Annotated in this window: 26 protein-coding genes; 8 read left to right on the top strand and 18 right to left on the bottom strand. The window is 67.2% G+C overall.

Translation table 11 applies throughout. The features are described 5' to 3' along the window. The first annotated feature begins 39 nt into the window (after positions 1 to 39). Positions 40 to 597 carry a L,D-transpeptidase gene (locus IQ782_RS01990; protein WP_194132924.1) on the top strand — a complete coding sequence of 186 codons (558 nt, stop codon included), beginning with the start codon at positions 40 to 42 and terminating at the stop codon, positions 595 to 597. 100 nt (positions 598 to 697) lie between these two features. Here IQ782_RS01990 and xylB read toward each other — a convergent pair whose 3' ends face one another. The 13 genes from xylB to IQ782_RS01925 form a co-directional block, all read right to left on the bottom strand. Continuing rightward, positions 698 to 2,146 carry a xylulokinase gene (gene xylB, locus IQ782_RS01985; RefSeq protein ID WP_194132923.1) on the bottom strand — a complete coding sequence of 483 codons (1,449 nt, stop codon included), beginning with the start codon at positions 2,144 to 2,146 and terminating at the stop codon, positions 698 to 700. 4 nt (positions 2,147 to 2,150) lie between these two features. After that, positions 2,151 to 3,617, bottom strand: a complete 1,467-nt coding sequence (locus IQ782_RS01980; RefSeq protein WP_194132922.1) for a mannitol dehydrogenase family protein — start codon at positions 3,615 to 3,617, stop codon at positions 2,151 to 2,153. Between the two features lie 11 nt (positions 3,618 to 3,628). Next, entirely contained in the window at positions 3,629 to 4,405 is a 777-nt protein-coding gene (locus IQ782_RS01975; protein WP_194132921.1) for an L-iditol 2-dehydrogenase, read from the bottom strand. Then, positions 4,402 to 5,406, bottom strand: coding sequence for an ABC transporter ATP-binding protein (locus tag IQ782_RS01970; RefSeq protein WP_194132920.1), 1,005 nt, complete (start codon positions 5,404 to 5,406; stop codon positions 4,402 to 4,404). Before IQ782_RS01970 ends, IQ782_RS01975 begins: the two co-directional genes overlap by 4 nt. A 14-nt stretch (positions 5,407 to 5,420) precedes the next feature. Next, a complete protein-coding gene (locus IQ782_RS01965) occupies positions 5,421 to 6,251 on the bottom strand; it encodes a carbohydrate ABC transporter permease (RefSeq protein ID WP_194132919.1) in 831 nt (276 codons plus the stop codon). An 85-nt stretch (positions 6,252 to 6,336) separates the two neighbouring features. Beyond that, entirely contained in the window at positions 6,337 to 7,209 is an 873-nt protein-coding gene (locus IQ782_RS01960) for a carbohydrate ABC transporter permease (protein ID WP_194132918.1), read from the bottom strand. Between the two features lie 266 nt (positions 7,210 to 7,475). Next, positions 7,476 to 8,792, bottom strand: coding sequence for an ABC transporter substrate-binding protein (locus IQ782_RS01955; protein WP_194132917.1), 1,317 nt, complete (start codon positions 8,790 to 8,792; stop codon positions 7,476 to 7,478). A 144-nt stretch (positions 8,793 to 8,936) separates the two neighbouring features. Continuing rightward, the gene (locus IQ782_RS01950; RefSeq protein ID WP_194132916.1) at positions 8,937 to 9,899 is read right to left on the bottom strand and encodes a sugar-binding transcriptional regulator; all 963 of its coding nucleotides are present in this window, start codon (positions 9,897 to 9,899) and stop codon (positions 8,937 to 8,939) included. Positions 9,900 to 9,901: 2 nt separating this feature from the next. Beyond that, positions 9,902 to 10,585, bottom strand: a complete 684-nt coding sequence (locus IQ782_RS01945; protein ID WP_194132915.1) for an HAD family hydrolase — start codon at positions 10,583 to 10,585, stop codon at positions 9,902 to 9,904. 174 nt (positions 10,586 to 10,759) lie between these two features. Then, positions 10,760 to 11,557, bottom strand: coding sequence for an ATP-binding protein (locus tag IQ782_RS01940; RefSeq protein ID WP_194133200.1), 798 nt, complete (start codon positions 11,555 to 11,557; stop codon positions 10,760 to 10,762). 41 nt (positions 11,558 to 11,598) lie between these two features. Next, positions 11,599 to 12,525 (bottom strand): twin-arginine translocase subunit TatC, encoded by a 927-nt coding sequence (tatC, locus tag IQ782_RS01935; RefSeq protein ID WP_194132914.1) that lies wholly within the window; start codon positions 12,523 to 12,525, stop codon positions 11,599 to 11,601. Then, positions 12,522 to 13,004, bottom strand: a complete 483-nt coding sequence (tatB, locus tag IQ782_RS01930; RefSeq protein WP_194132913.1) for a Sec-independent protein translocase protein TatB — start codon at positions 13,002 to 13,004, stop codon at positions 12,522 to 12,524. The genes tatC and tatB overlap by 4 nt, the downstream gene beginning before the upstream one ends. A 4-nt stretch (positions 13,005 to 13,008) precedes the next feature. Beyond that, the gene (locus IQ782_RS01925) at positions 13,009 to 13,224 is read right to left on the bottom strand and encodes a twin-arginine translocase TatA/TatE family subunit (RefSeq protein WP_194132912.1); all 216 of its coding nucleotides are present in this window, start codon (positions 13,222 to 13,224) and stop codon (positions 13,009 to 13,011) included. Positions 13,225 to 13,473: 249 nt separating this feature from the next. On the opposite strand from IQ782_RS01925, the gene IQ782_RS01920 reads away from it, so the two are divergent. The 3 genes from IQ782_RS01920 to IQ782_RS01910 are packed head-to-tail and all read left to right on the top strand — an operon-like array spanning position 13,474 to position 16,109. Then, entirely contained in the window at positions 13,474 to 14,136 is a 663-nt protein-coding gene (locus IQ782_RS01920; RefSeq protein ID WP_194132911.1) for a helix-turn-helix transcriptional regulator, read from the top strand. 48 nt (positions 14,137 to 14,184) lie between these two features. Next, positions 14,185 to 15,342, top strand: a complete 1,158-nt coding sequence (locus IQ782_RS01915; protein WP_240989067.1) for a M24 family metallopeptidase — start codon at positions 14,185 to 14,187, stop codon at positions 15,340 to 15,342. A 5-nt stretch (positions 15,343 to 15,347) separates the two neighbouring features. Next, complete coding sequence (locus IQ782_RS01910) at positions 15,348 to 16,109, top strand: aspartate racemase/maleate isomerase family protein (RefSeq protein WP_194133198.1); 762 nt, start codon at positions 15,348 to 15,350, stop codon at positions 16,107 to 16,109. Between the two features lie 3 nt (positions 16,110 to 16,112). On the opposite strand, the gene IQ782_RS01905 is transcribed toward IQ782_RS01910, so the two are convergent. The 4 genes from IQ782_RS01905 to IQ782_RS01890 form a co-directional block, all read right to left on the bottom strand. Further along, entirely contained in the window at positions 16,113 to 16,580 is a 468-nt protein-coding gene (locus IQ782_RS01905; protein WP_194132910.1) for an SRPBCC family protein, read from the bottom strand. Beyond that, positions 16,577 to 16,918, bottom strand: a complete 342-nt coding sequence (locus tag IQ782_RS01900; protein ID WP_194132909.1) for an ArsR/SmtB family transcription factor — start codon at positions 16,916 to 16,918, stop codon at positions 16,577 to 16,579. Before IQ782_RS01900 ends, IQ782_RS01905 begins: the two co-directional genes overlap by 4 nt. Before the next feature lie 197 nt (positions 16,919 to 17,115). Next, positions 17,116 to 17,688: a YceI family protein gene (locus tag IQ782_RS01895; protein ID WP_194132908.1), complete on the bottom strand. Its 573-nt coding sequence runs from the start codon at positions 17,686 to 17,688 to the stop codon at positions 17,116 to 17,118. Positions 17,689 to 17,932: 244 nt separating this feature from the next. Then, positions 17,933 to 18,151, bottom strand: a complete 219-nt coding sequence (locus tag IQ782_RS01890; RefSeq protein ID WP_194132907.1) for a hypothetical protein — start codon at positions 18,149 to 18,151, stop codon at positions 17,933 to 17,935. 302 nt (positions 18,152 to 18,453) lie between these two features. Between IQ782_RS01890 and rpsF the strand changes: the two genes are divergently transcribed. The 4 genes from rpsF (at position 18,454) to IQ782_RS01870 (ending at position 20,500) form a co-directional block, all read left to right on the top strand. Next, entirely contained in the window at positions 18,454 to 18,816 is a 363-nt protein-coding gene (gene rpsF / locus IQ782_RS01885) for a 30S ribosomal protein S6 (protein WP_092420916.1), read from the top strand. 23 nt (positions 18,817 to 18,839) lie between these two features. Then, positions 18,840 to 19,067: a 30S ribosomal protein S18 gene (gene rpsR / locus IQ782_RS01880; RefSeq protein ID WP_194132906.1), complete on the top strand. Its 228-nt coding sequence runs from the start codon at positions 18,840 to 18,842 to the stop codon at positions 19,065 to 19,067. 12 nt (positions 19,068 to 19,079) lie between these two features. Next, positions 19,080 to 19,679, top strand: a complete 600-nt coding sequence (gene rplI, locus IQ782_RS01875; protein ID WP_194132905.1) for a 50S ribosomal protein L9 — start codon at positions 19,080 to 19,082, stop codon at positions 19,677 to 19,679. A gap of 137 nt (positions 19,680 to 19,816) precedes the next feature. Then, entirely contained in the window at positions 19,817 to 20,500 is a 684-nt protein-coding gene (locus tag IQ782_RS01870) for a DJ-1/PfpI family protein (protein ID WP_194132904.1), read from the top strand. On the opposite strand, the gene IQ782_RS01865 is transcribed toward IQ782_RS01870, so the two are convergent. Then, positions 20,497 to 21,180 carry a DUF2270 domain-containing protein gene (locus IQ782_RS01865; RefSeq protein WP_194132903.1) on the bottom strand — a complete coding sequence of 228 codons (684 nt, stop codon included), beginning with the start codon at positions 21,178 to 21,180 and terminating at the stop codon, positions 20,497 to 20,499. The genes IQ782_RS01870 and IQ782_RS01865 overlap by 4 nt on opposite strands. Positions 21,181 to 21,300: the final 120 nt, after the last annotated feature.

Here is a 21,300-nt window from a genome sequence, read left to right as displayed (position 1 = left end):
CGAGAACGGGGCACAAGCCCCGCCGAACAGGAGACCCAGATGAGCATTTCCCTGACTCGCCGCGCCACGCTGCGCGGCGCCCTCGCCACCGCCTCGCTGATCGCCGCGCCCGCCGTGCTGCACGCCGACGGCTTGTTGCGCCGCAACGCCTCGAGCTGGGTGCGACAGGATTGGCGCGACCATTTCGACAGGCTTGGCAAGGCCACCATCGTGGCCGACACCGGCTCGCGCACCCTGCACTACTGGAATGCCGACGGCAGCGACTACCGGGCCTATCCCACCTCGGTGCCGCTGACCGAGGAGCTGACCAAGCGCGGCTATACCTCGATCGTGCGCAAGAAGGTCGGCCCGTCCTGGACGCCGACCGCCTCGCAGATGGCGCGCTACCCGGACTGGAAACCGATCGGCCCCGGCCCCGAGAACCCGCTCGGCACCCATGCCATGTATCTCAGCTGGCCCGCCTATATCATCCACGGCACCCATGACACGCGCAAGATCGGCCGGCCCTCGTCGGACGGCTGCATCGGGCTCTACAACGAGAAGATCGCCGAACTCTTCGAGATCTGCCCGGTCGGCACGCAGGTGCGGGTGATCTGAGGGCGCGCGCCCCGGTGGCCGTGTCCTCTTCCCCGCCGCCTGGCTCCTTGCGCCTCCGGCGGGGATATTTCCGCCTAGAAGAAAACGGCTTGCCGCGGGGTCACTGGATCTCGCGGATCGCGCGATAGGCCGGCCCGAAGCGCTGGTAGGCGGCATCATAGGCGGCAACGAGCTCGGCGACCGGCTCGATCACCTCGGCGGTTGCGGGCGGGGTGATCACCGTCTCCGGGGCGGCGCCGGTGGCGGCCAGCAGCCCGAGCCGGGCGGCCCCGAGCGCCGCGCCGAACTCGCCGGAGGACGGCAGGTGAAGCGGCATGCCCAGCACCGTCGCGATCAGCCGCAGCCAGTAGCGCGAGCGGCTGCCGCCGCCGATAGCCAGCAGGTGCTCCAGCTGCGCATGGGCGCCGCGCAGCGCCTCGGCGCTGTCGCGCAACCCGAAGGCGACGCCCTCGAGCACCGCGCGGGTCATCTCGTCGCGCCCGGTCTCGGCCCCGAGCCCGGTGAAGGCGCCGCGGATCGCGGCATCATTGTGCGGCGTGCGCTCGCCCGAGAGATAGGGCAGGAACCGCACCCGGCCCGGTGCCTGCAGCGCCTCGCCGAGCGGCGCGGTAAGCTCGGCCGGGCGCATCCCGGCGATCCGCGCCAGCCAGTTGAGACTGTCGGTGCAGGAGAGCATCACCCCCATCTGGTACCAGCGTCCCGGCACGGCGTGGCAGAAGGTGTGCAGCGCGCTGCCGGGCAGCGGATGATAGCCATCGCGCGCCGCCAGCAGCACCCCCGAGGTGCCGAGCGACACGAAGCCCTGCCCCTCGTCGAGCGCCCCGGTGCCGCAGGCGGCGGCGGCATTGTCGCCCGCCCCGCCCGCCACGGTGACCGGCTGCGACAGCCCCCAGGCCGAGGCCAGCCCGGGGCGCAGGCGGCCGGCGGGCGCGGAGCCCTCGACCAGCCGCGGCATCTGTGCCCGTGACATGTGCCCGGCGGCCAGCAGCGCATCGGACCAGTCGCGCCGGCCGGTGTCGAACCAGGCACTGCCGGCGCTGTCGGACATGTCCGCGACGTGATCGCCGGTCAGGTAGAGGTTGAGATAGGCCGCGGGAAGCAGCACCTTCGCCACGGCGGCGAAGACCTCGGGCTCGTGGGCGCGCACCCAGTCGAGCTTGGGCGCGGTGAAGCCGGGAAAGACGATATTGCCGCTGATCTCGCGGAACTCGGGCATGGCGTCGAGCCGTGCCGCCTCGGCGAAGGAGCGGGTGTCGTTCCACAGGATGCAGGGCCGCAGAACCGCATCGTCCGCGCCCAGCAACACCGCCCCGTGCATGTGGCCGGCAACCCCGATGCCGCGCAGCGCGGCCCAGCCCGCCTGCGCTTTCAGCTCGGCGACGGCGCCTTCCAGCGCGGCGATCCAGTCAGCCGGATCCTGCTCGGACCACCCCGAGCCGGGATGCCGCGCCTCGTAGTGGCGCTCGGCGCTGGCGAGCGGCACCCCGGCCTCGTCGCAGAGCAGCGCCCGCAGGCCGGAGGTTCCGAGATCGATGCCGAGATAGGACATGGTGTCAGCCGTTCAGATAGGTTTCGATGCTGCGCCGCGCGCCCTGCGACCAGATCATATCGAGCCAGCGCGCGAAACTCTCTTCGAAGCCGCCGTTGCCCTGGATCTCGCCATAGACCGCGCGCTGTGCCAGCCAGAGCGCCGGGGTCTCGCGGGCCTGCGCGGCAAGTTCCGTCAGCGCCTCCCAGTTGGGATCGTTGGGCGCGATCGTGGTGCCATCCTCGAAGCTGCCCGCGCAGTAGCGGCACCAGAGCGCGCTTTCCAGCGCCAGCCCCTCGACCGAGGTGCCCTTGCGCAACCCGTCGGCGATCGAGGGCACGATGAACTTCGGCTGGCGGTTCGAGCCGTCGAGGCAGAGGCGGCGGATGGTGTCCTTCACCGCCGGGTTGGCGAAGCGGCCCTCGATCAGCTGCAGGTACTCGGGCGGGGTGAACTCGGGCACCGGGTCGACATGCGGCAGGATCTCGTCGGTCTCGACCTTGCGCAGGAAGGCGCTGACCAGCGGGTGCGCCATGGCGTCATCGGCGAACTCGCAGCCGAGCAGCGCCCCGGCGTAGGCAATGATCGCATGGCCGCCGTTGAGGATGCGGATCTTCATGCGCTCGTAGTCGTGCACGTGATCGGTGAAGGTGACGCCCACCTCCTCGAGCGGAGGGCGCCCCTGCGGGAAGTTGTCCTCGAGCACCCATTGCCGGAAGGGCTCGCAGGTGACGGGGACCGGATCGTCGAGGCCGAACTCGCGCGCCAGCGCGCGCTCGCCGTCGCCGGTGGCGGGGGTGATGCGGTCGACCATGGAATTGGGGAAGGCGACATTGGCCGCGATCCAGTCGGCGAACCCCGGGTCCGAGAGCCGCGCCGTGCCGGCCACCGCGTCGCGCGTCACCTCGCCGTTGCCGGGGATATTGTCGCAGCTCATCACGGTGAAGGGCGGCAGCCCCGCCGCATGGCGTGCCTTGAGCGCGGCGACGATGGCGCCGAAGACGGTCTTGGGCGCCTCGGGCGACGCGCCGTCGGCGACGATGTCAGGATGGGTCGGATCGAAGGTGCCGGTTGTGGCATCGACGTAATAGCCGCCCTCGGTCACGGTCAGCGAGACGATGCGCGTGGCGGGATCGGCCATGCGGGCGATCAGCGGACCGTTCGCGGGATCGACGGGGCAGAAATCGACCATGGCGCCGATGATCCGCGGCCGCGGGCCCGAGGGGTCAAGCTCGATCACCGTCGACAGGTAATCCTGCGCTGCCAGCGCCTCGCGCATCCGGCCATCGGGCGCGCGCACCCCCGCGCCGCAGATCGCCCAGTCGTGGCCGAGCCCCCGGGCGAAGAGATCGTCGAGATAGACCGCCTGATGGGCGCGGTGGAAGTTGCCAAGACCGACGTGCACGATGCCCGGCGTCAGCTTGGACCGGTCGTAGGCGGGGCCGGAGATACGGGGATCGAGCGCGCCGAGCGCGTCTGCGTGGAGTTTCATGGGGGCCTCCGTCAGCTCATCCATTGGCCGCCGTCGACGTTGTAGGTCTGGGCGACGATGTAATCGGCCTCGTCCGAGGCGAGAAAGATGGCCATGCCGGTAAGGTCGTCGGCACGGCCCATGCGGCCATGGGGGACGGCGGCGCCGACCTCGCGCTTCTTCTGGCCGAGCGGCTTGTCTTCATACTTGGCGAAGAAGGCGTCGACCCCGTCCCAATGCTCGCCATCGACCACGCCGGGGGCGATGGCATTGACGTTGATCCCGTGCGGGATGAGGTTCAGCGCCGCCGATTGCGTCAGGCTGATCACCGCCGCCTTGCTGGCGCAGTAGACCGCCACCAGCGGCTCGCCGCGGCGGCCGGCCTGGCTGGCCATGTTGATGATCCTGCCGCCGCCACCGCGTTCGATCATGTGCCGGGCCACCGCCTGCATGGTGAAGAGCACGCCCGCGACGTTGATCTCGAAGACGCGGGCGTAGTCCTCGCGGGTGATCTCGACCAGCGGCGCGGCGGTGAACAGCGCGGCGTTGTTGATCAGGATATCGATACGGCCAAGCTGCGCGACGGTCTCGGCCACCGCGCTCTCGATGCTGGCCTGGTCGGTGACATCCATGTGGACCGCCACCGCTCCCTCGCCGAGCGCGTCGGCCGTGGCCTTGGCCCGTGCGAGGTCGATGTCGGCAATCGCCACCCTCGCCCCCTCGCGCAGGTAGGCCTCGGCAAAAGCCGCGCCGATACCGCGCCCGGCACCGGTGATCAGGGCGCATTTACCCCGCAGACGACCGTTCATATCCGCAGGCCCTGCTTGTCGAAGCGGTGCAGCTTGCTCTCGTCCGGGGTCAGGAAGATGCGGTCGCCATGGCGCACCGCCATCTCGCCATCGACCCGCACGGTCAGCGGCTCGTCGCCCAGCCCATGGTCATGCACGTGAAGGAACGTGTCCGAACCGAGATGCTCGGCCACGCCAACCGTGCCCTGCCAGAGCCCGCCCTCGGTCGAGGCGGCCAGATGCTCGGGGCGGATGCCGATGGTCGCGGCCCCCTTCTGCGCGGCAGTCTCGCCGCGGATCAGGTTCATCTTCGGCGAGCCGATGAAGCCCGCGACGAACTCGTTGCGCGGCGTCTTGTAGAGCTCGAGCGGCGAGCCCACCTGCTCGATGTTGCCAGCGCGCAGCACGACGATCTTGTCGGCCATGGTCATCGCCTCGACCTGGTCGTGGGTGACGTAGATCATCGTCGTCTTCAGCGCGTTGTGCAGCTCCGAGATCTCGAGCCGCATGTTCACCCGCAGCGCCGCGTCGAGGTTCGACAGCGGCTCGTCGAAGAGGAAGGCCGAGGGCTCGCGCACGATGGCGCGGCCGATGGCGACCCGCTGGCGCTGGCCGCCCGAAAGCTGGCCCGGCCGCCGGTCGAGGTAGTCGGTCAGGTTGAGCGATTTCGCCGCCGCCTCGATGCGGCGGTTCTGCTCGTCCTGCGGCATGCCCGCCATCTTCATCGGGAAGGCGATGTTCTTGCGCACCGACATGTGCGGATAGAGCGCGTAGCTCTGGAACACCATGGCCAGCCCGCGCTTGGCGGGGGGCATGTCGGTGGCATCCTCGCCGTCGATGCGGATCTGGCCCGAGGTCACATCCTCCAGCCCCGCGATCAGCCGCAGCAGAGTGGACTTGCCGCAGCCCGAGGGGCCGACGAAGACAACGAACTCACCGTCGTTGATGGTCAGATCCAGCGGCGGGATGACGTTCACTTCGCCGAAGCTCTTGGTCACCTTGTCGAGGGTGATGCGTCCCATGTCTCTGGTCCTTCTTATTTAACCGCGCCGAAGGTCAGGCCGCGGACAAGTTGCTTCTGGCTGAACCAGCCCATGATGAGGATCGGCGCGATGGCCATGGTCGAGGCCGCCGAGAGCTTGGCGTAGAACAGGCCCTCGGGGGACGAGTAGCTGGCGATGAAGGCCGTGAGCGGTGCCGCCTTGGCCGCCGTCAGGTTCAGCGTCCAGAAGGCCTCGTTCCAGGCGAGGATGATGTTGAGCAGCAGGGTCGAGGCGATCCCCGGCACCGCCATAGGCGTCAGTACGTGGATCAGCTCGTTCTTCAGCGAGGCGCCATCCATGCGCGCGGCCTCGAGGATCTCGCCGGGGATCTCCTTGAAGTAGGTGTAGAGCATCCAGACGATGATCGGCAGGTTGATCAGCGTCAGGACGATGACCAGACCAAGCCGTGTGTCGAGCAGCCCGAGGTTGCGGAACAGCAGGTAGATCGGCACCAGGACCCCGACCGGCGGCAGCATCTTGGTCGAGAGCATCCACATCAGCACGTCCTTGGTGCGTTTGCCGGGCACGAAGGCCATGGCCCAGGCCGCCGGGATGGCGATCAAAAGGCCGATCAGCGTCGAGCCGACCGAGATCACCACGGAGTTCCAGAAGTGCCGGAAGTAGTTCGACCGCTCCTGCACCGTGGCGTAGCTCTCGAAGGTCCAGGCCGAGCCCAGCACCTCGAAGGGTGTCTTGATTGCGTCGCCCTCGGATTTGAACGACAGGATGAAGATCCACAGGATCGGGAAGAAGATCGCCAGTCCCACGAGCCAGGCCAGCACGGTCACCACGGCCTTGCGCCGGTTCGTCACGTTGCGTGCCATGTCAGCCCCTCCCAGACAGTTTGTTGATAATTCGCGGGGCCTTGGCGGCAGTGCCCGCGACGCGTTTTGCGTTTGCAGACATCGCTCAGGCCTCCAGGTTCTTGCCGATCATCCGCATCAGGAAGATCGCCACGATATTGGCGAGGATGATCGCCACCACGCCCCCGGCCGAACCGCCGCCCACGTCGAACTGCAGCAGCGACTGCATGTAGATGAGGTACGTCAGGTTGGTCGAGGCCACGCCCGGCCCGCCGTTGGTGGTCACCAGGATCTCGGCGAAGACCGACAGCAGGAAGATGGTCTGGATCAGGATCACCACGGTGATGGCACGCGCCAGGTGCGGCAGCATGATGTAGAAGAAGCGCGACAGCGCGCCCGCCCCGTCCATCTCGGCCGCCTCGAGCTGTTCCTGGTCGAGCGACTGCAGCGCGGTCAGCAGGATCAGCGTGGCGAAGGGCAGCCATTGCCAGCTGACGATGAAGATGATCGAGCCGAGCGGTGCCTGCGCCAGGAAGTCGTAGGGCTGTAAGCCGAAGAACTTGGCGACATGCGCGAAGAGCCCGTTCACCGGGTTCATGAACATGTTCTTCCAGACCAGCGCCGAGACGGTGGGCATGACGAAGAAGGGCGCGATCACCAGGATGCGCACGATGCCCTGCCCCCAGAACGGCTGGTCCATCAAGAGCGCCAGCAGCGTGCCGCCGACGGTGGTGATCAGCAGCACCCCGCCGACCAGCAGCAGCGTGTTCCAGAGCGCCGCGGTGAAGGCCGGATCGGTCAGGAAAAAGCGGTAGTTGGTCCAGCCGGTGAACTCTTCCATCCCCGGCATCAGCAGGTTGTAGCGCAGGAACGAGAAGTAGAGCGTCATCGACAGCGGCACGATCATCCAGCCGAGCAGCAGCAGGACCGCGGGCGAGATCATGAGCCGGGCAGCGGCGCGGGATGCTTTGGTGGCCATAGCCGGTCTCCCTGGGCTTGTAACTTGGGGACGTCAGGATTTGGGGAACGGGCGCTTCCGGGGCGGTGTCGCGGGTGGGCCTGCGAGCTGTGCCCCGGAAGCGGTGGACCCGGTCAGAACGGCGCGTCCAGGTGAGGTCGGAGAGCGCCGGGCCATCGGGCGCGATCTTGCGCCGCGCACCCATGGCCAACCGGGCCGAAGGCGTCATCGGACCTGGAGGAGGCGGGCCCCATCGATCCCCGGAGGGCCCGCCGGTCCGTGACGGCTTACTTGATGTAGCCGGCCTTCATCATCTCACGCTCGGTGAGCATCTGTGCCGACTGCAGTGCCTGCTCGGCAGTCACCTGCCCCGCAAGCGCAGCCGAGAACTGCTGGCCAACCGCCGTGCCGAGCCCCTGGAACTCCGGGATGGCGACGAACTGGACACCCACGTAGGGCACCTCGTCCACCGTCGGATGCTGCGGGTCGGCGGCATTGATCGAGTCCAGCGTCATCTGCGCGAAGGGCGCGGCCTCGAGGTACTCGGGGTTCTCGTAGAGCGAGGTGCGGGTGCCCGGCGGCACGTTCGCCCAGCCTTCCTTCTCGGCCACGAGCGCCAGATATTCCTTGGAGGTCGCCCATTCGACAAAGGTCTTGGCCGCGTCTTCCTTCTGGGTGCCGGCGGGGATGCCGAGGTTCCAGGCCCAGAGCCAGTTGCCGCGCTTGCCGAGCCCGTTGTCCGGTGCCAGCGCGAAGCCGACCTTGTCGGCGACGGTGCTGTCGGTCGGGTTGGTCACGAAGGAGGCCGCCACGGTGGCGTCGATCCACATGCCGCACTTGCCCGACTGGAACAGCGCCAGGTTCTCGTTGAAGCCGTTCGACGACGCGCCCGGCGGGCCGTAGTTGTTCATCAGGTCGAGGTAGTCGGTCAGCGTCGCCTTCCAGGCCTCGCTGTCAAACTGCGGCTTCCAGTCCATGTCGAACCAGCGCGCGCCATAAGAGTTGGACATGGCGGTCAGGAAGGCCATGTTCTCGCCCCAGCCGGCCTTGCCGCGCAGGCAGATGCCGTAGACCTCGCCCGCCTTGTCGGTCATCGCCGCCGCGGCTTCCTTGATGAAGTCCCAGGTCGGCGCCTCGGGCATCTCGAGCCCGGCGGCTTCCATCAGGTCCTTGCGGTACATGACCATCGAGCTCTCGCCGTAGAACGGCGCCGCGTAGAGATGGTCGTCCACCGTCAGGCCACCGCGGATGGCGGGCAGGATGTCATCCGCATCGTAGCTCTCGGGCAGGTCGTCGAGGCTGACCAGCCAGCCGCGCTCGCCCCAGATCGGAACCTCGTAGGTGCCGATGGTCATCACGTCGAACTGGCCGCCCTTGGTCGCCACGTCCTGCGTGACGCGCTGGCGCAGCACGTTCTCTTCGAGCGTCACCCACTCGACCTTGATGTCGGGATGCGCCTCGTAGAAGGCGTCCATCAGACCCTGCATGCGGATCATGTCGCCGTTGTTCACCGTCGCAACGGTGATGGTGGTCTCGGCAAGCGCCGCGGTCCCGAGGGCCCCGAGGGCGCAGGCGCCCATGAGCGCGCGAATCGTAACTGACATGAGAAATCCTCCCTGAATTCCGTCACTGAACTTCGACACTGGACAGACCCGCCGCTCTCCCACGACTGAGCAACTGCCCGTGTGATGGGCAAATGCTCACCCGACGGCACGAGTCGAGTCAAGCCCATTTTCAACGCAAAGCCTTTAGGAAGTGCTGAGGATTTCGCCGGCAGTGAGTTCGTCGGTGATCAGACCCTGGATCAGCCGACCTTTAAGAGCGGCTCGCAACGCCTTGATCTTACTGATACCTCCAGCAACGCAGATCACCGGATTATCGTTCTGCGGGACGCGCACACCGACCATGAATTCGTTGACGGGATGATCGAGGTAACGCCCCTCGGAATCGAAGACATGCCCCCCAAGCTCGCCCGCGGCCCCCGCCGCGCGCAGGCTTGCGAGCTCCTCGGCGGTGATGAACCCATCCACGAAGAGCGGCGCATCATCGGCCATCTGGCCGATTCCGACCACCGTCACATCCGCCTCCTTGGCCAGCGCCCGCGAGCTGACCACATGCGGCAGGCTGCGGTAGGTGGCGAATTCCTCGGCGTCGCGGGCCATGACCGGCACCGACATCGGATAGTGCGGCGCGCCGGTCTTGTCGGCGATGCGCATGATCACCTCGTAGAAAGAGGCCGAACCGTCGGGCGCCACGTTGCCGATCAGCGAAACCATCCGGTGATGCCCGGCCGAAAGAGTCTGCATCTGGTCGATCATCGCCCGCAGGGTGCGCCCGGTGCCAAGCGCGAAGAGCTGCGGCGTCTCCTGTGCGAAGAGCCGCTCCATCTCGGCGGCAGCGAAAGGGGCGATGGCGCGCAACGCGTCCTGGCCCGCGTCCGCCCGTGGTGCGACCCGCGCCCGCAGCAGGCCGAAACGTTGGCGCAGCCCGCGTTCCAGCTCGAGGCAGTCGGCTATCGGATGGTCGATGCGGACCTTCACCAGCCCCTCGGCCACCGCCCGCGCCACAAGGCGCTGTGCGCGCTGGCGCGAGATCCCCAGCTCCTCGGCGATCTGGTCCTGGCGCATGCCGCCCACGTAGTAGAGCCAGGCGGCCCGTGCCGCGAGGTCCTGCGGGGAAGCGTCACCGTCATCGAGAGTGCGAAGGGCCATGATCACGCGCCTGTGAGAAAGAGGTCAGGGGCAAGATGCGGGAGTTCCGCGAAACTTGCAAATTGACGGTGCGGCACCGTTTGGGAGTCTTTCGGCAGCGCCCCGTTCGCAAGGTGGCTGCCGCCGGTGAATTGCCAGACCTCCATGCCCGCCGCGAGCCCCGCGCCGATGCCCACCAGAGAATCCTCGATCAGCAGGCAGCGCTCGGGGGGCACGCCAGCCTTTTGCGCAGCGCGCAGCGGCAGGTCGGGTGCAGGCTTGCCGCGCGCCACCTCCGAGGCCGTGGTGATCCGCCCCTCGAAGGCCGCGGTCAGCCCGGTCATCGCAAGGCTGGACGCCACCCGCGTCGGGCTGGAACTGGTGGCCAGGCAATAGGGCACCGCAAGCGCTGCGAGCACCTCGGGCAGATGCGGCATGACCTTCAGCCCCTCGGCCTCGAAGGCGGCCAGAAGCCGGGCGCGGTAGTCGGATTCGAAGTCCTCGGGCAGCGTGATGCCGAATTCCCGGCGGATCTGGGCGATCACCGTGGGATAGCTGCGGCCGAGGAAGTGGCGCGCCACATAGGGAATATCGACCTCGATGCCCTGCTGCGCCAGTTCCGCCACCAGCATGCGCAGCGAAATGATCTCGCTGTCCACGACGACACCATCGAAATCGAACAGCACCAGTTCAATCGGCTTGCTCATTCCCGCTCCCCCTGACCTCGCGCGCATCTCGCCCGAAGCCGGCCACCGCTGCAACCTCGGAGTCGCGTATTTTCGGAAAGATGAAAGCGCCGCCGTCTTGGCTAGGTGTCCTGCAGAAAGGGCCGGGGAAAACCCCGGCCCTTTCATCTTTCCATAAACACTCAAAATCCCGGCTCAGCCGACCCTCACGCCCTTGCGGCCCGCGAGATCGAGGAAATACTGCCAGGCGACCCGGCCCGAGCGCGCGCCGCGCGTCGCCTGCCATTCGATCGCCTCGGCGCGCAGCGTGTCGTCGTCGATCTCGACGCCGTACTCGGCGCAATACCCGTGGATCATCGCGAGGTACTCGTCCTGCGAACACGGGTGGAAGCCGAGCCAGAGCCCGAAGCGATCGGACAGCGAGACCTTCTCCTCGACCGCCTCGGAAGGACTGATCGAGGTGCTGCGCTCGTTCTCGATCATGTCGCGCGGCATCAGGTGGCGGCGGTTCGAGGTGGCGTAGAACAGCACGTTCTCGGGCCGGCCCTCGATGCCACCGTCGAGCACCGCCTTGAGGCTCTTGTAGTGCTGGTCGTCATGGCTGAACGACAGGTCGTCGCAGAACAGCACGAAGCGCTCGGACGCCCCGCGCAGCAGGTTCAGCAGCCGGCCCACCGACGGCAGGTCCTCGCGCTGCAGCTCGACCAGTTTCAACGCCTGACCCTGCGTGCGAACCTCGGCGTGCACTGCCTTGACAATACTTGACTTTCCCATGCCGCGTGCGCCCCAGAGAAGGGCGTTGTTGGCGGGCAGCCCGCGAGCGAACTGCAGGGTGTTCGACAGCAGCGTGTCGCGCGAACGGTCGATGCCCACGAGCAGTTTCAGATCAACCCGGTTCACCTGCGGCACCGGTTCCAGCCGGTCCGGTTCGGTGTGCCAGACAAAGGCATCCGCCGCGCCGAATTCCGGGGCGGCAAGAGGCGCCGGAGCCATTCGCTCCAGCGCCTCTGCGATGCGTTTCAACGCTTTACTCTTCACGGGGTGCGGTCCTCCTGACCCTCGTCATCTTCATCTTCGAACCACAGCCCCTGGGCCCGCAGTTCCTTCTCGCGCTTCTTCTCGACCAGTCGGACGAGGAAGATCGAGATCTCGTAGAGCCCGTAGACCACCACGAAGAGGATGATCTGGGTGGTCACATCCGGCGGGGTGACCAGCGCGGCCAGCACGAGGATCGCCACAACGGCGTATTTGCGCACCGACGACAGGCCCTCGGCCGAGACCAGCCCCGCCTTGCCCATCAGCGTCAGCAGCACAGGCAGCTGGAAGCACAGGCCGAAGGCGACGATGAACTTGAGCGTGATGTCGAGACTCTCGTTGACCTTGCCGAAGAAGGTGATCTTCATGCCCTCGGCGGTCTCGGGCACCACCGCGGTGTCCGCCGGCAGGTTCGACGGCATGCCGTCCGTGGCCCGCTGCAGCAGGTCGGCGAAGATCGAGCTCACGTCGGCAAAGCCGAGGAAGAACTGCATCGCCAGCGGCGTCACCACGAAATGCGCAAAGCTCGCGCCCAGCAGGAACATGATCGGCGAGGCGATCATGAACGGCAGGAAGGCGTTCTTCTCGGACTTGTACAGACCGGGCGCGACGAAGCGCCAGAGCTGGAACGAGATCACCGGGAAGGCCAGCCCGAAGCCGAACACCATCGAGATGCGGAACAGGGTGAACAGGTATTCCTGCGGCGAGGTGTACTGCATCGTTGGCGACGGGTCGCCAAGCGCACGCAGCGTCTGCTCGATCGGGCCGAGCAGGAACTGCAGCAGCGGCTCGGCCACGGTGAAGGCGATCACGATGCCGACGATGAAGGCCAGAACCGCCCGGATGAGCCGCGTGCGCAGCTCGGCCAGGTGCTCGATCAGCGGTGCCGAGCTGTCGTCGATCTCGTCATGGTCCGTGGGGCTCATGCGTCACCGTCTTTCTTCAGTTGCGCTTCCAGCTCCTCGGCCTTCTTCGCAGCCTCCTCGGCGCGTTTCGCCGCGGCCTCCGCCTCGCGCTTCTGGCGCTCGGCGGCGGCGCGGGCGGCACCGGCCTCGATCTTCTGCTTGTTCGCGGCCCGCTCGGGATCGAGCGCGCCGGGATCTTCCTTCAGCCCTTCGGTCTTCTTCGGGGGCGTGGGGTCGGTCATCGACTTGGCGGCATCGCGCACGCCGTCCAGGGCCGAGCTCACCGGGTTGGTCGCCGTCTTGAGCGTCTTGGCCACGTCGCGCACGCCCGCCTCGTCCGCCGCATCGTTCATCGCGCGGCTGAACTCGCGCGCCATGCCGCGCGCCTTGCCCATGAAGCGTCCCACATTGCGGAACAGCACCGGCAGATCCTTGGGGCCCACGACAATGAGCGCCACGATCCCGATGACCATGAGTTCCGACCAGCCAAGATCGAACATGGGATCAGACCTTGTCTTTCTCGCTTTCCGGGGTCACGTCCTTGGCCTCGGCAGCTTTTTCGTCCTCGATTTCCTTCGAGCCCTCACTCACGCCTTTCTTGAAGGCGGTGATGCCCTTGCCGACCTCGCCCATGAGGTTGGAAATCTTGCCGCGGCCGAACAGAACCAGCACCACGACGGCGATCAGAAGAAGGCCCGGAAGGCCGATGTTGTTGAGCATGTCCTTAGTCTCCCTTTGGCCGCCCCAACCCCTCGTGAGGTGTCCCCGAAGCGGCACGTCGAAATCTGTCAGAGGGTTTTAGGGTCGTTGCCTTCGGCGCGGAAGGCGCAAAACCCCGCGAAGGCGGTTGGCTTCGGGGTTTTCTTCCGGCTTTTTGACAGTAAGATGTCAGGTGACACTAATATGTCAGTTATGCGCGTGCAAACGCCGGCCTTCGCCGACGAATCACATGCGCCACGAAAGGTCCCGATGAAGAAATCCGACCGGCTCGCCATGCTGATGCTCCGCCTCAAGGACGGCTCCCTGCGCACGGCAGAGGCGCTGGCCGAAGAGCTTGGCGTGTCGGTGCGCACCATCTACCGCGACATGGAAACGCTGTCCGCCTCGGGGGTGGCGGTCGCGGGCGAGCGCGGGCGGGGTTATACCGCGCAGGCGGCCTTCACCCTGCCGCCCCTCAACCTGAGCGAGCTGGAGCTCGAGGCCCTGCACCTCGGGCTCGCCGCAGTGGGCCAGGGCGGCATGGCCGACCTGGCCGAGGCCGCCGAGGCGCTCTCGGCCCGCATTGACGCGCTGTTGCCCGAGGATGGCACCAGCGGCGGCACCTTCGGCTTTGCCACCTACCCGTTCCGCGACGCCGCCGAGGGCTTCCGCTTCATGCCCGATTTCCGCGCTGCCATCCGCGCCCGGCAGAAGCTGCGGGTGACCCTGAAGGACCGCGCCGCGCCGCAGGACCTGCGGCCGCTGCACATGGATTACTGGGGCCGCATCTGGACCTGCATCACCTGGAACGAGACCGCGCGCGGCTTCGAGATCCTGCGCATCGACCAGGTGACCGGCGTCACGCCCCTGCCCGGCCTGTTCGTGGACGAACCGGGCAAGAGCCTTGCCGACTTCCGGGCGTTGAACGGCTGACTGTGCTTCGCGCTTGACCAAGGGCCCGTCGGCGCGCCACGCTTGCCCATGGACATGCGCGCGCCCTCGCGGGGGTTCGGCCCCTCGGAATACCGCGCCCGGCTGGCACGGGCGCAGGCGCGCATGGCCATGTCCGGCATCGCGGCGCTGCTGCTGACCACCGAGCCGGAGCTGCGCTACTTCACCGGCTTTCTCACCCGCTTCTGGGAAAGCCCGACACGGCCGTGGTTCCTCGTGGTGCCCGCAGAGGGCGAGCCGGTGGCGGTAATCCCTGCGATCGGCGCGCATCTCATGGCCCAGAGCTGGATCCGCGACATCCGCAGCTGGCGCTCGCCGGACTACGAGGATGACGGCATCTCGCTGCTGGCCGAAGCGCTGGCCGAGGCGGTGCCTCCGGGCGAATGGGTCGGCGTGCCGAGCGGCGGCGAGACCCACCTGCGCATGCCGCTCGCGGACTGGGAGGCCCTGAAGCACCGCCTGCCCGACCGGCTGTTCGGCCCCGATGGCGGCATCATGCGGGCGCTGCGCATGGTCAAATCCGAGGGCGAGGTCGATCACATCCGCGCCGCCTGCGACGTCGGCACCCGCGCCTTTGCCCGCCTGCCCGAGATCGTGCGGCCCGGCCTGCCGCTGGCGCAGGTCTTCCGCCGCTTCCAGATGCTCGCGCTCGACGAGGGGGCGGACTGGGTGCCCTATCTTGCCGGGGCCGCCGGGTCTGGCGGCTACGGCGATGTCATCTCCCCGGCGACGGACGCGCCGCTCTGCACTGGCGACGTGCTGATGCTCGACACCGGGCTGATGCTCGACGGCTACTTCTGCGACTTCGACCGGAACTTTTCGCTCGGCCCCGCCGTCCCGGAGGTGCGATCCGCCCACGCCCGTCTCCTCGAGGCCACGCAGGCCGGCTTCGCCGCCGCAAAGCCCGGTGCGCGGGCCGCCGATCTCTTCCACGCCATGACGGCGATCTGTGGCGGCTCCGAGGTGGGACGGCTCGGCCACGGTCTCGGCATGCAGCTCACCGAACCGCCCTCGCTCATCGCCGCCGACGACACGCTGCTAGAGCCCGGCATGGTGCTTACGCTGGAGCCGGGGATCGCGCTCGCGCCCGGCCGGATGCTGGTGCACGAGGAAGACATCGTGATCCGCGAGCGCGGCGCCGATTGGCTGACCACCCCTGCGCGCCACCTGCCGGAGCTGCCCCTGTGACAGGAATTCACTTCCCGCATACGTCCGAAGCGCACCGTCCCGCCCAGGTCGGCCTGATCGTGCTGCAGTCGGACGAGACGATCGAGCAGGACCTCCGCCTGCTGCTGCCGCCGGACCTGGAGCTGCTGGTCAGCCGTATTCCCTCGGGCGACGAGGTCACGCCGCAGACCCTGGCCGCGATGGAACTGCACATGACCGCCTCGGCCGCGCTCTTCCCGAGCAGCGCGCGCCTGTCCGCGGTCGGCTACGGCTGCACATCGGGCACGGCGCAGATCGGCGCGGCCGAGGTCGCCGCCCGCATCCGCAAGGGCGTGGACACGCCGCAGGTGACCGAGCCGGTTTCGGCGCTGATCGCGGCCTGCGCGGACCTGGGCCTGCGCCGGCTCGCGCTGCTGTCGCCCTATGTCGCGCCGGTCTCGGAGCGGCTCCGCACGGTGCTGGCGGACGCCGGGATCGACACGCCCGTCTTCGGCAGTTTCCTTGTAGAAGAGGAGGCGCGGGTGGCGCGCATCTCGGCCGGGTCGATCCTCGCTGCCGGGCGCGACCTGGTGGCGGCCAGCCCGGAGACGGTGGAGGGGCTCTTCCTGTCCTGCACCAACCTGCGCAGCCTGCCGGTCCTCACAGCGCTGGAAGAGGCGACCGGTCTGCCGGTGCTGGCCAGCAACACCGTGCTGGCCTGGCACATGGCGCGGCTGGCCGGGACGCGGGCTCGGGGACCGGGGCAGCTTCTGCGCGGGTCCGGCGATGGCATGCGCGCCGCTGGCTAGGGCTCAGAGCAAGGTCCTGGCGTATGCCTCGAGCTGGGTCACCACGGTGCCCCAGCCATCGTAGAATCCCATCTCCTCGTGACTCTTGCGCGCCTCGGCGCTGCGGTGCCGGGCAGTCGCGGTGTAGGTCGTGCCGCCCTTGCCGTCGTCGTCGAACTCGACGATGGCGGTCATGAACGGATCGGGCGCAGGCTTCCAGCCCTCCGAATAGGCGTCGGTGAACACCAGCCTGCGGTTCGGCACCACCTCGAGCCAGACGCCGTTGTTCTGCATCTCCGTGCCCTCGACGTTGAAGGTCGTGTTGAACCGCCCGCCCACCCGCAGGTCGATCTCGCAGGAGGTGACGCTGTGCGGCTTCGGCACGAAGAAATGCTTGATATGCTCGGGCCGCGTCCAGCATTCAAAAAGAATCTCGGGCGGCGCCGCGATGCTGCGTGTGAACGACAGGTCGGTTTCCGGGTCGAGGATCATGTCTTTCTCTCCTTCATGAGCCTTGTCACATAGTCGTCGAGCCGGTCGAGCCGGCCCTCCCAGATGGCGCGCTGCTCGCCGAGCCAGTCCTGAACCGGAGCAAAGGCGCCGGGCGCCAGGTCGCAATGCCGCACCCGGCCCTGCTTTGTCGTCACCACGAGCCCCGCCTCTTCCAACTTCCTCAGGTGGCCCATGAACGACGGCAGCGCCATGTCATGCGGCGCCGCGAGCTCGCCCACGCTCGCCCCGCCCCGCGCCAGCCGCGCGAGGATCGCACGCCTAGTCGGATCGGCCAGGGCGGCGAAATGCTGGTCAAGGAGGGTATCAAACTTAGCCATTTGACTAAGTGTACACGCGCCGCCGCCTTCCCCAAAGCGAAAACTTAGGCTCCAGCCTCAGTAATGACCGGGCTGGTTGAAATGCTCAGAAAAACCAACCCCCGAAGCCGAAGCTCCGGGGGGCACTGGTACTGCTCTTGACGCGTCACTCGTTACCAAACAGGCCCTGCCCCCTCCGGAGGCAGGGCTGAAACGGGTCACTCGGCTTTCATCGCCTCGATCGAGATCTCGACCTCGACCTCGTCGCTGACGTAGGGCGCGAACATGCCGAGGTTGAAGTCCGAACGGATCAGCGTGGTCGTGGCGTGGAAACCGAGCCAGGGCTTGCCTTCCATCGGGTGCTCGCCGGCCTGGGTCAGCACCGCGTCGAGCACGACTTCCTTCGTCACGCCGTTCAGCGTCAGGTCGCCGGTGATCAGGCCGGTGCTGTCGCCGGTCACTTCGATCGACTTCGAGGTGAAGGAGACGGTCTTGTCTTCCGAGGCACCGAAGAAATCATCGCTCATAAGGTGCTCGTAGCGGCCTTCCCAGCCGGTGAGCATGGTGGTCACGTCCCAGGAGGTGGTGACGCTCGACGCCGCCGGGTCCTCGGCGTCGTATTGGATCTCACCCTCGAAGCCGCCGAACATGCCATAGCCGGTCGAGAAGCCGAGGTGGTTGTAGGAGAAGACGATCTGCGTGTGGCTGGCGTCGAAGACATAGGTCTCGGGCGCGGCGACGGCAGCGATCGGGGCAATGGCGAGAGCGCCGGCAAGGAGGTAGGATTTCATGTCGGATATCTCCGGGAGGGTGGGTTTCGATGCCGGACCATGTCGTCATTTGCCGCGCCGCGGCAATTCGGCCTGCGTCCACAGGGTCTGTGGAAAATCGAACACTTGCATGACGCGGCGGTGCACAGGGCGGGCGCGCCACAGGCGGGCAGCCATGAAAAAAGGCCCGTGGCAGATGCCCCGGACCCCTCGGCCTTGGCGCATGCAGCGCCCTGACAATCATGTGACCCTCTGCGGGGTGCCGCTAGCGGCGCGCCGCGCAGCCAAGCACGACGGTCATCCCAGTCAGCAGCAGCGCCAGCGAAAGCCCGAGCCGCCACAGCGAGAGCCCTGCGCCCGCCTCCGGGACCAGCCAGAGCGCGAAGGCCGAAAGCGCCAGCACAAAACCGACCATCTGCCCAAAGAGGCGCAGCAAGTATCCTGTCAGCTCACTTTCGGGACTGTGCGAATTGCCCATCGACATGGCACTCACCTTTCCAACTCGTACGATCACCGCCCCGATCTGACGCTGAATCGCGACAGAATTGCGGCGCATCCGGGAAACACAATGGGCCATTTTCCGCCCTCCCCCAAGGTCATCCATCCAAAGAGCTAAGATAGGGTTAATGATCCCCCGGACACCCGATCCGGGCTTGTATCCCCGGCTTCAGCGTGTATAGAGCACCATCCCTCCGCGCGATCATGTGAACCGCGCAGACTCTCGTGGGCAGGAGCGGAGAGGATTACCTGCCCTATGAAATGCGCCCCGATAGAAATGGAGCACACATGCCGCTTTATGAGCATGTTTTCATTGCGCGTCAGGACCTGTCCAACGCGCAGGCTGAAGGTCTCGTCGAACATTTCGGCACCGTCCTCTCGGACAACGGCGGCAAGGTCGTCGAATCCGAGTACTGGGGCGTGAAGACCATGGCCTACAAGATCAACAAGAACCGCAAGGGCCACTACGCCTTCCTCAAGACCGACGCACCCGCATCGGCCGTGCAGGAAATGGAGCGTCTGATGCGCCTGCATGACGACGTCATGCGCGTTCTGACCATCAAGGTCGAAGAGCACGCCGAGGGCCCCTCGGTGCAGATGCAGAAGCGCGACGAGCGCGAGGGCCGCGGCGAACGCCGTCCCCGTAACTGATCTGAACGAGAGGAGCTAAACCAATGGCTGCAAAACCGTTTTTCCGCCGTCGCAAGGTGTGCCCCTTCTCCGGTGAGAACGCACCCAAGATCGACTACAAGGACACCCGTCTGCTCCAGCGCTACATCTCCGAGCGCGGCAAGATCGTCCCGTCCCGCATCACCGCAGTGTCGGCAAAGAAGCAGCGTGAACTGGCCCGTGCCATCAAGCGCGCCCGCTTCCTCGCCCTGCTGCCCTACGTCGTGAAATAAGGAGAGAGACCAATGCAAGTCATTCTTCTGGAACGCGTGGCCAAGCTCGGCCAGATGGGCGATGTCGTCGACGTCAAACCCGGCTATGCCCGTAACTACCTGCTGCTGCAGGGCAAGGCTCTGACCGCCTCGAAAGAGAACATCGCCTCCTTCGAAGCCCAGAAAGCCCAGTTCGAAGCCCGCAACCTCGAGTCCAAGCAGGAAGCGGAAGCTCTCGGCGAAAAGCTCGACGGCCAGCAGTTCGTCGTGATTCGCCAGGCATCCGACGGCGGCAACCTCTACGGCTCCGTCACCACCCGTGACGCCGCAGACGTCGCCACCGCCGAAGGCTTCTCGCTCGACCGCAAGCAGGTCATCATCCGCCAGCCGATCAAGGAACTGGGCGTGCACGAAGTCGAGGTGCACCTGCACCCCGAGGTGATGGTCACCATCAACCTCAACGTCGCACGTTCGCCCGAAGAGGCAGAGCTGCAGGCATCGGGCAAGTCGATCCAGCAGCTGGCAGCCGAGGAAGAGGCGCAGGCCGAATACGAGATCTCGGAACTCTTCGACGATCTCGGCGCGGCGACCTCCGACGAGGACGATGCCGAAGCAGGCGACGAGAACGCCTGATCCGCACGCGGATCCGTTCTGACCATAGAAGCCGCGCCGGTCCTTCCGGCGCGGCTTTTCCTTTGCCCCGGCCCGCGCCGCTTGCCGATGGCAGGCGCAGCCCCTAGCCTGCCGCCAGCAGCCGCCCGGAGCCCCCCATGAAGATCGGCCTTGTTCTCTTCCCCGAGCTCACGCAGCTCGACCTCACCGGCCCGCTCGAGGTCTTCTCGCGCATGCCCGGTGCCGAGGTCCACCTGCTGTGGAAGACGCTTGATCCGGTGGCCTCCGACCGCGGCTTTGCCATGCTGCCGACCCAGCGTTTCGACGCCTGCACGATGCTCGACCTGCTCTGCGTACCCGGCGGTCCGGGCCAGATCGCACTGATGTCCGACGAGGAGACGCTGGCGTTCCTGCGGCATGTCGCGCCGGGCTGCCGACTGGTTACCTCGGTCTGCACCGGCTCGCTGGTGCTGGCCGCCGCCGGACTGCTGGAGGGATGCCGCGCCACCAGCCACTGGTCCTCGCTCGACCAGCTGGCGATGTTCGGCGTCACCCCGGTCGCCGAGCGGGTGGTGCGCGACGGCAACCGCATCACCGGCGCCGGGGTCACCTCGGGCATCGACTTCGCGCTCACCGTGGCCGCAGAGATGCTGGGCGAAGACGCCGCGCGGGAAATCCAGCTTCAGATCGAATACGACCCTGCACCGCCCTTTGCCTCGGGCAGCCCGCGCAGCGCCGATCCCGCCCTGCTGGAGCGGGTCAGCGCCCGCATCGCGCCCTTCATCGCCCGCCGTCGTGCCGCCTCAGAGGCGGCCGCGGCACGGCTGCGGGCCCATCCCTAACCCATGCTGGTCCGGTCCCGCCGCATGCCGGCGCGGCGCTGGTCGTCGCGCCAGCTCCACAGCGCGATGGCTCCCCAGACCAGGCAGTAGAGCAGCCCCGCCACCAGCACCAGCGCGCCATGGATCGGCCCGACCGAGGCCCGCGTCACGAATTCCGCCGCCGAAGTCAGCGGCTCGGGGTGCACCAGCAGCTTGCCGACGTAGGCGATGGTCTGGATCAGCAGGATCCACACGTAGTTGCGGCGGATGCGCCGCCCCATCGCCACCCAGAGCGTGACATGGTAGCGCGGTCGCCAGTAGTCCTGCGCCAGCACCTCCTGCCAGCCGTCTTCCATGTGCAGGTCGCCATCGTGCAGCATGGGCGCGAAGAAATGCGTCTCCATCCAGCGGCAGCGCGCGCGCCAGACGTTGAAGTAGCGGTAGCGCCGGGCCTCGAGCATCAGGAAGAACAGGATCAGGATTCCGACGAGGATCAGCGGCAGCGGAGAGGCCGCCGGAGAGCTGTAGGAAATCGACAGTGCGATGCCCAGCGTCACCACCGCCCAGTTCGTCGTGGTGTCGAGCCGTGTGCGCCAGATGGTCGAGCGGTAGACCTCGCCGCGGTAGAGATGCGCCACCGCGCCGATCTCCGCCGCATCGAGCAGCTTGCGCCGCGCGTCGCCTGCGTGAGTTGACTCCATCGGGCACCCTCCCTGCCGTCAGGATCACATGCAAGCGCGCAGCGCGGCAAGGAAATTCCCCGCCGCAGATGCAGCCCGCCAATGCCGCAAATGCAAAAAGGGCCGCCCAGCGGGCGGCCC

Origin of the sequence: Salipiger mangrovisoli, assembly GCF_015223355.1 — a bacterium.
Taxonomy (GTDB): Bacteria; Pseudomonadota; Alphaproteobacteria; order Rhodobacterales; family Rhodobacteraceae; genus Salipiger; species Salipiger mangrovisoli.
Note: the sequence above shows the minus strand (reverse complement) of the source record. Positions and strands in the feature narration are given on the sequence as shown.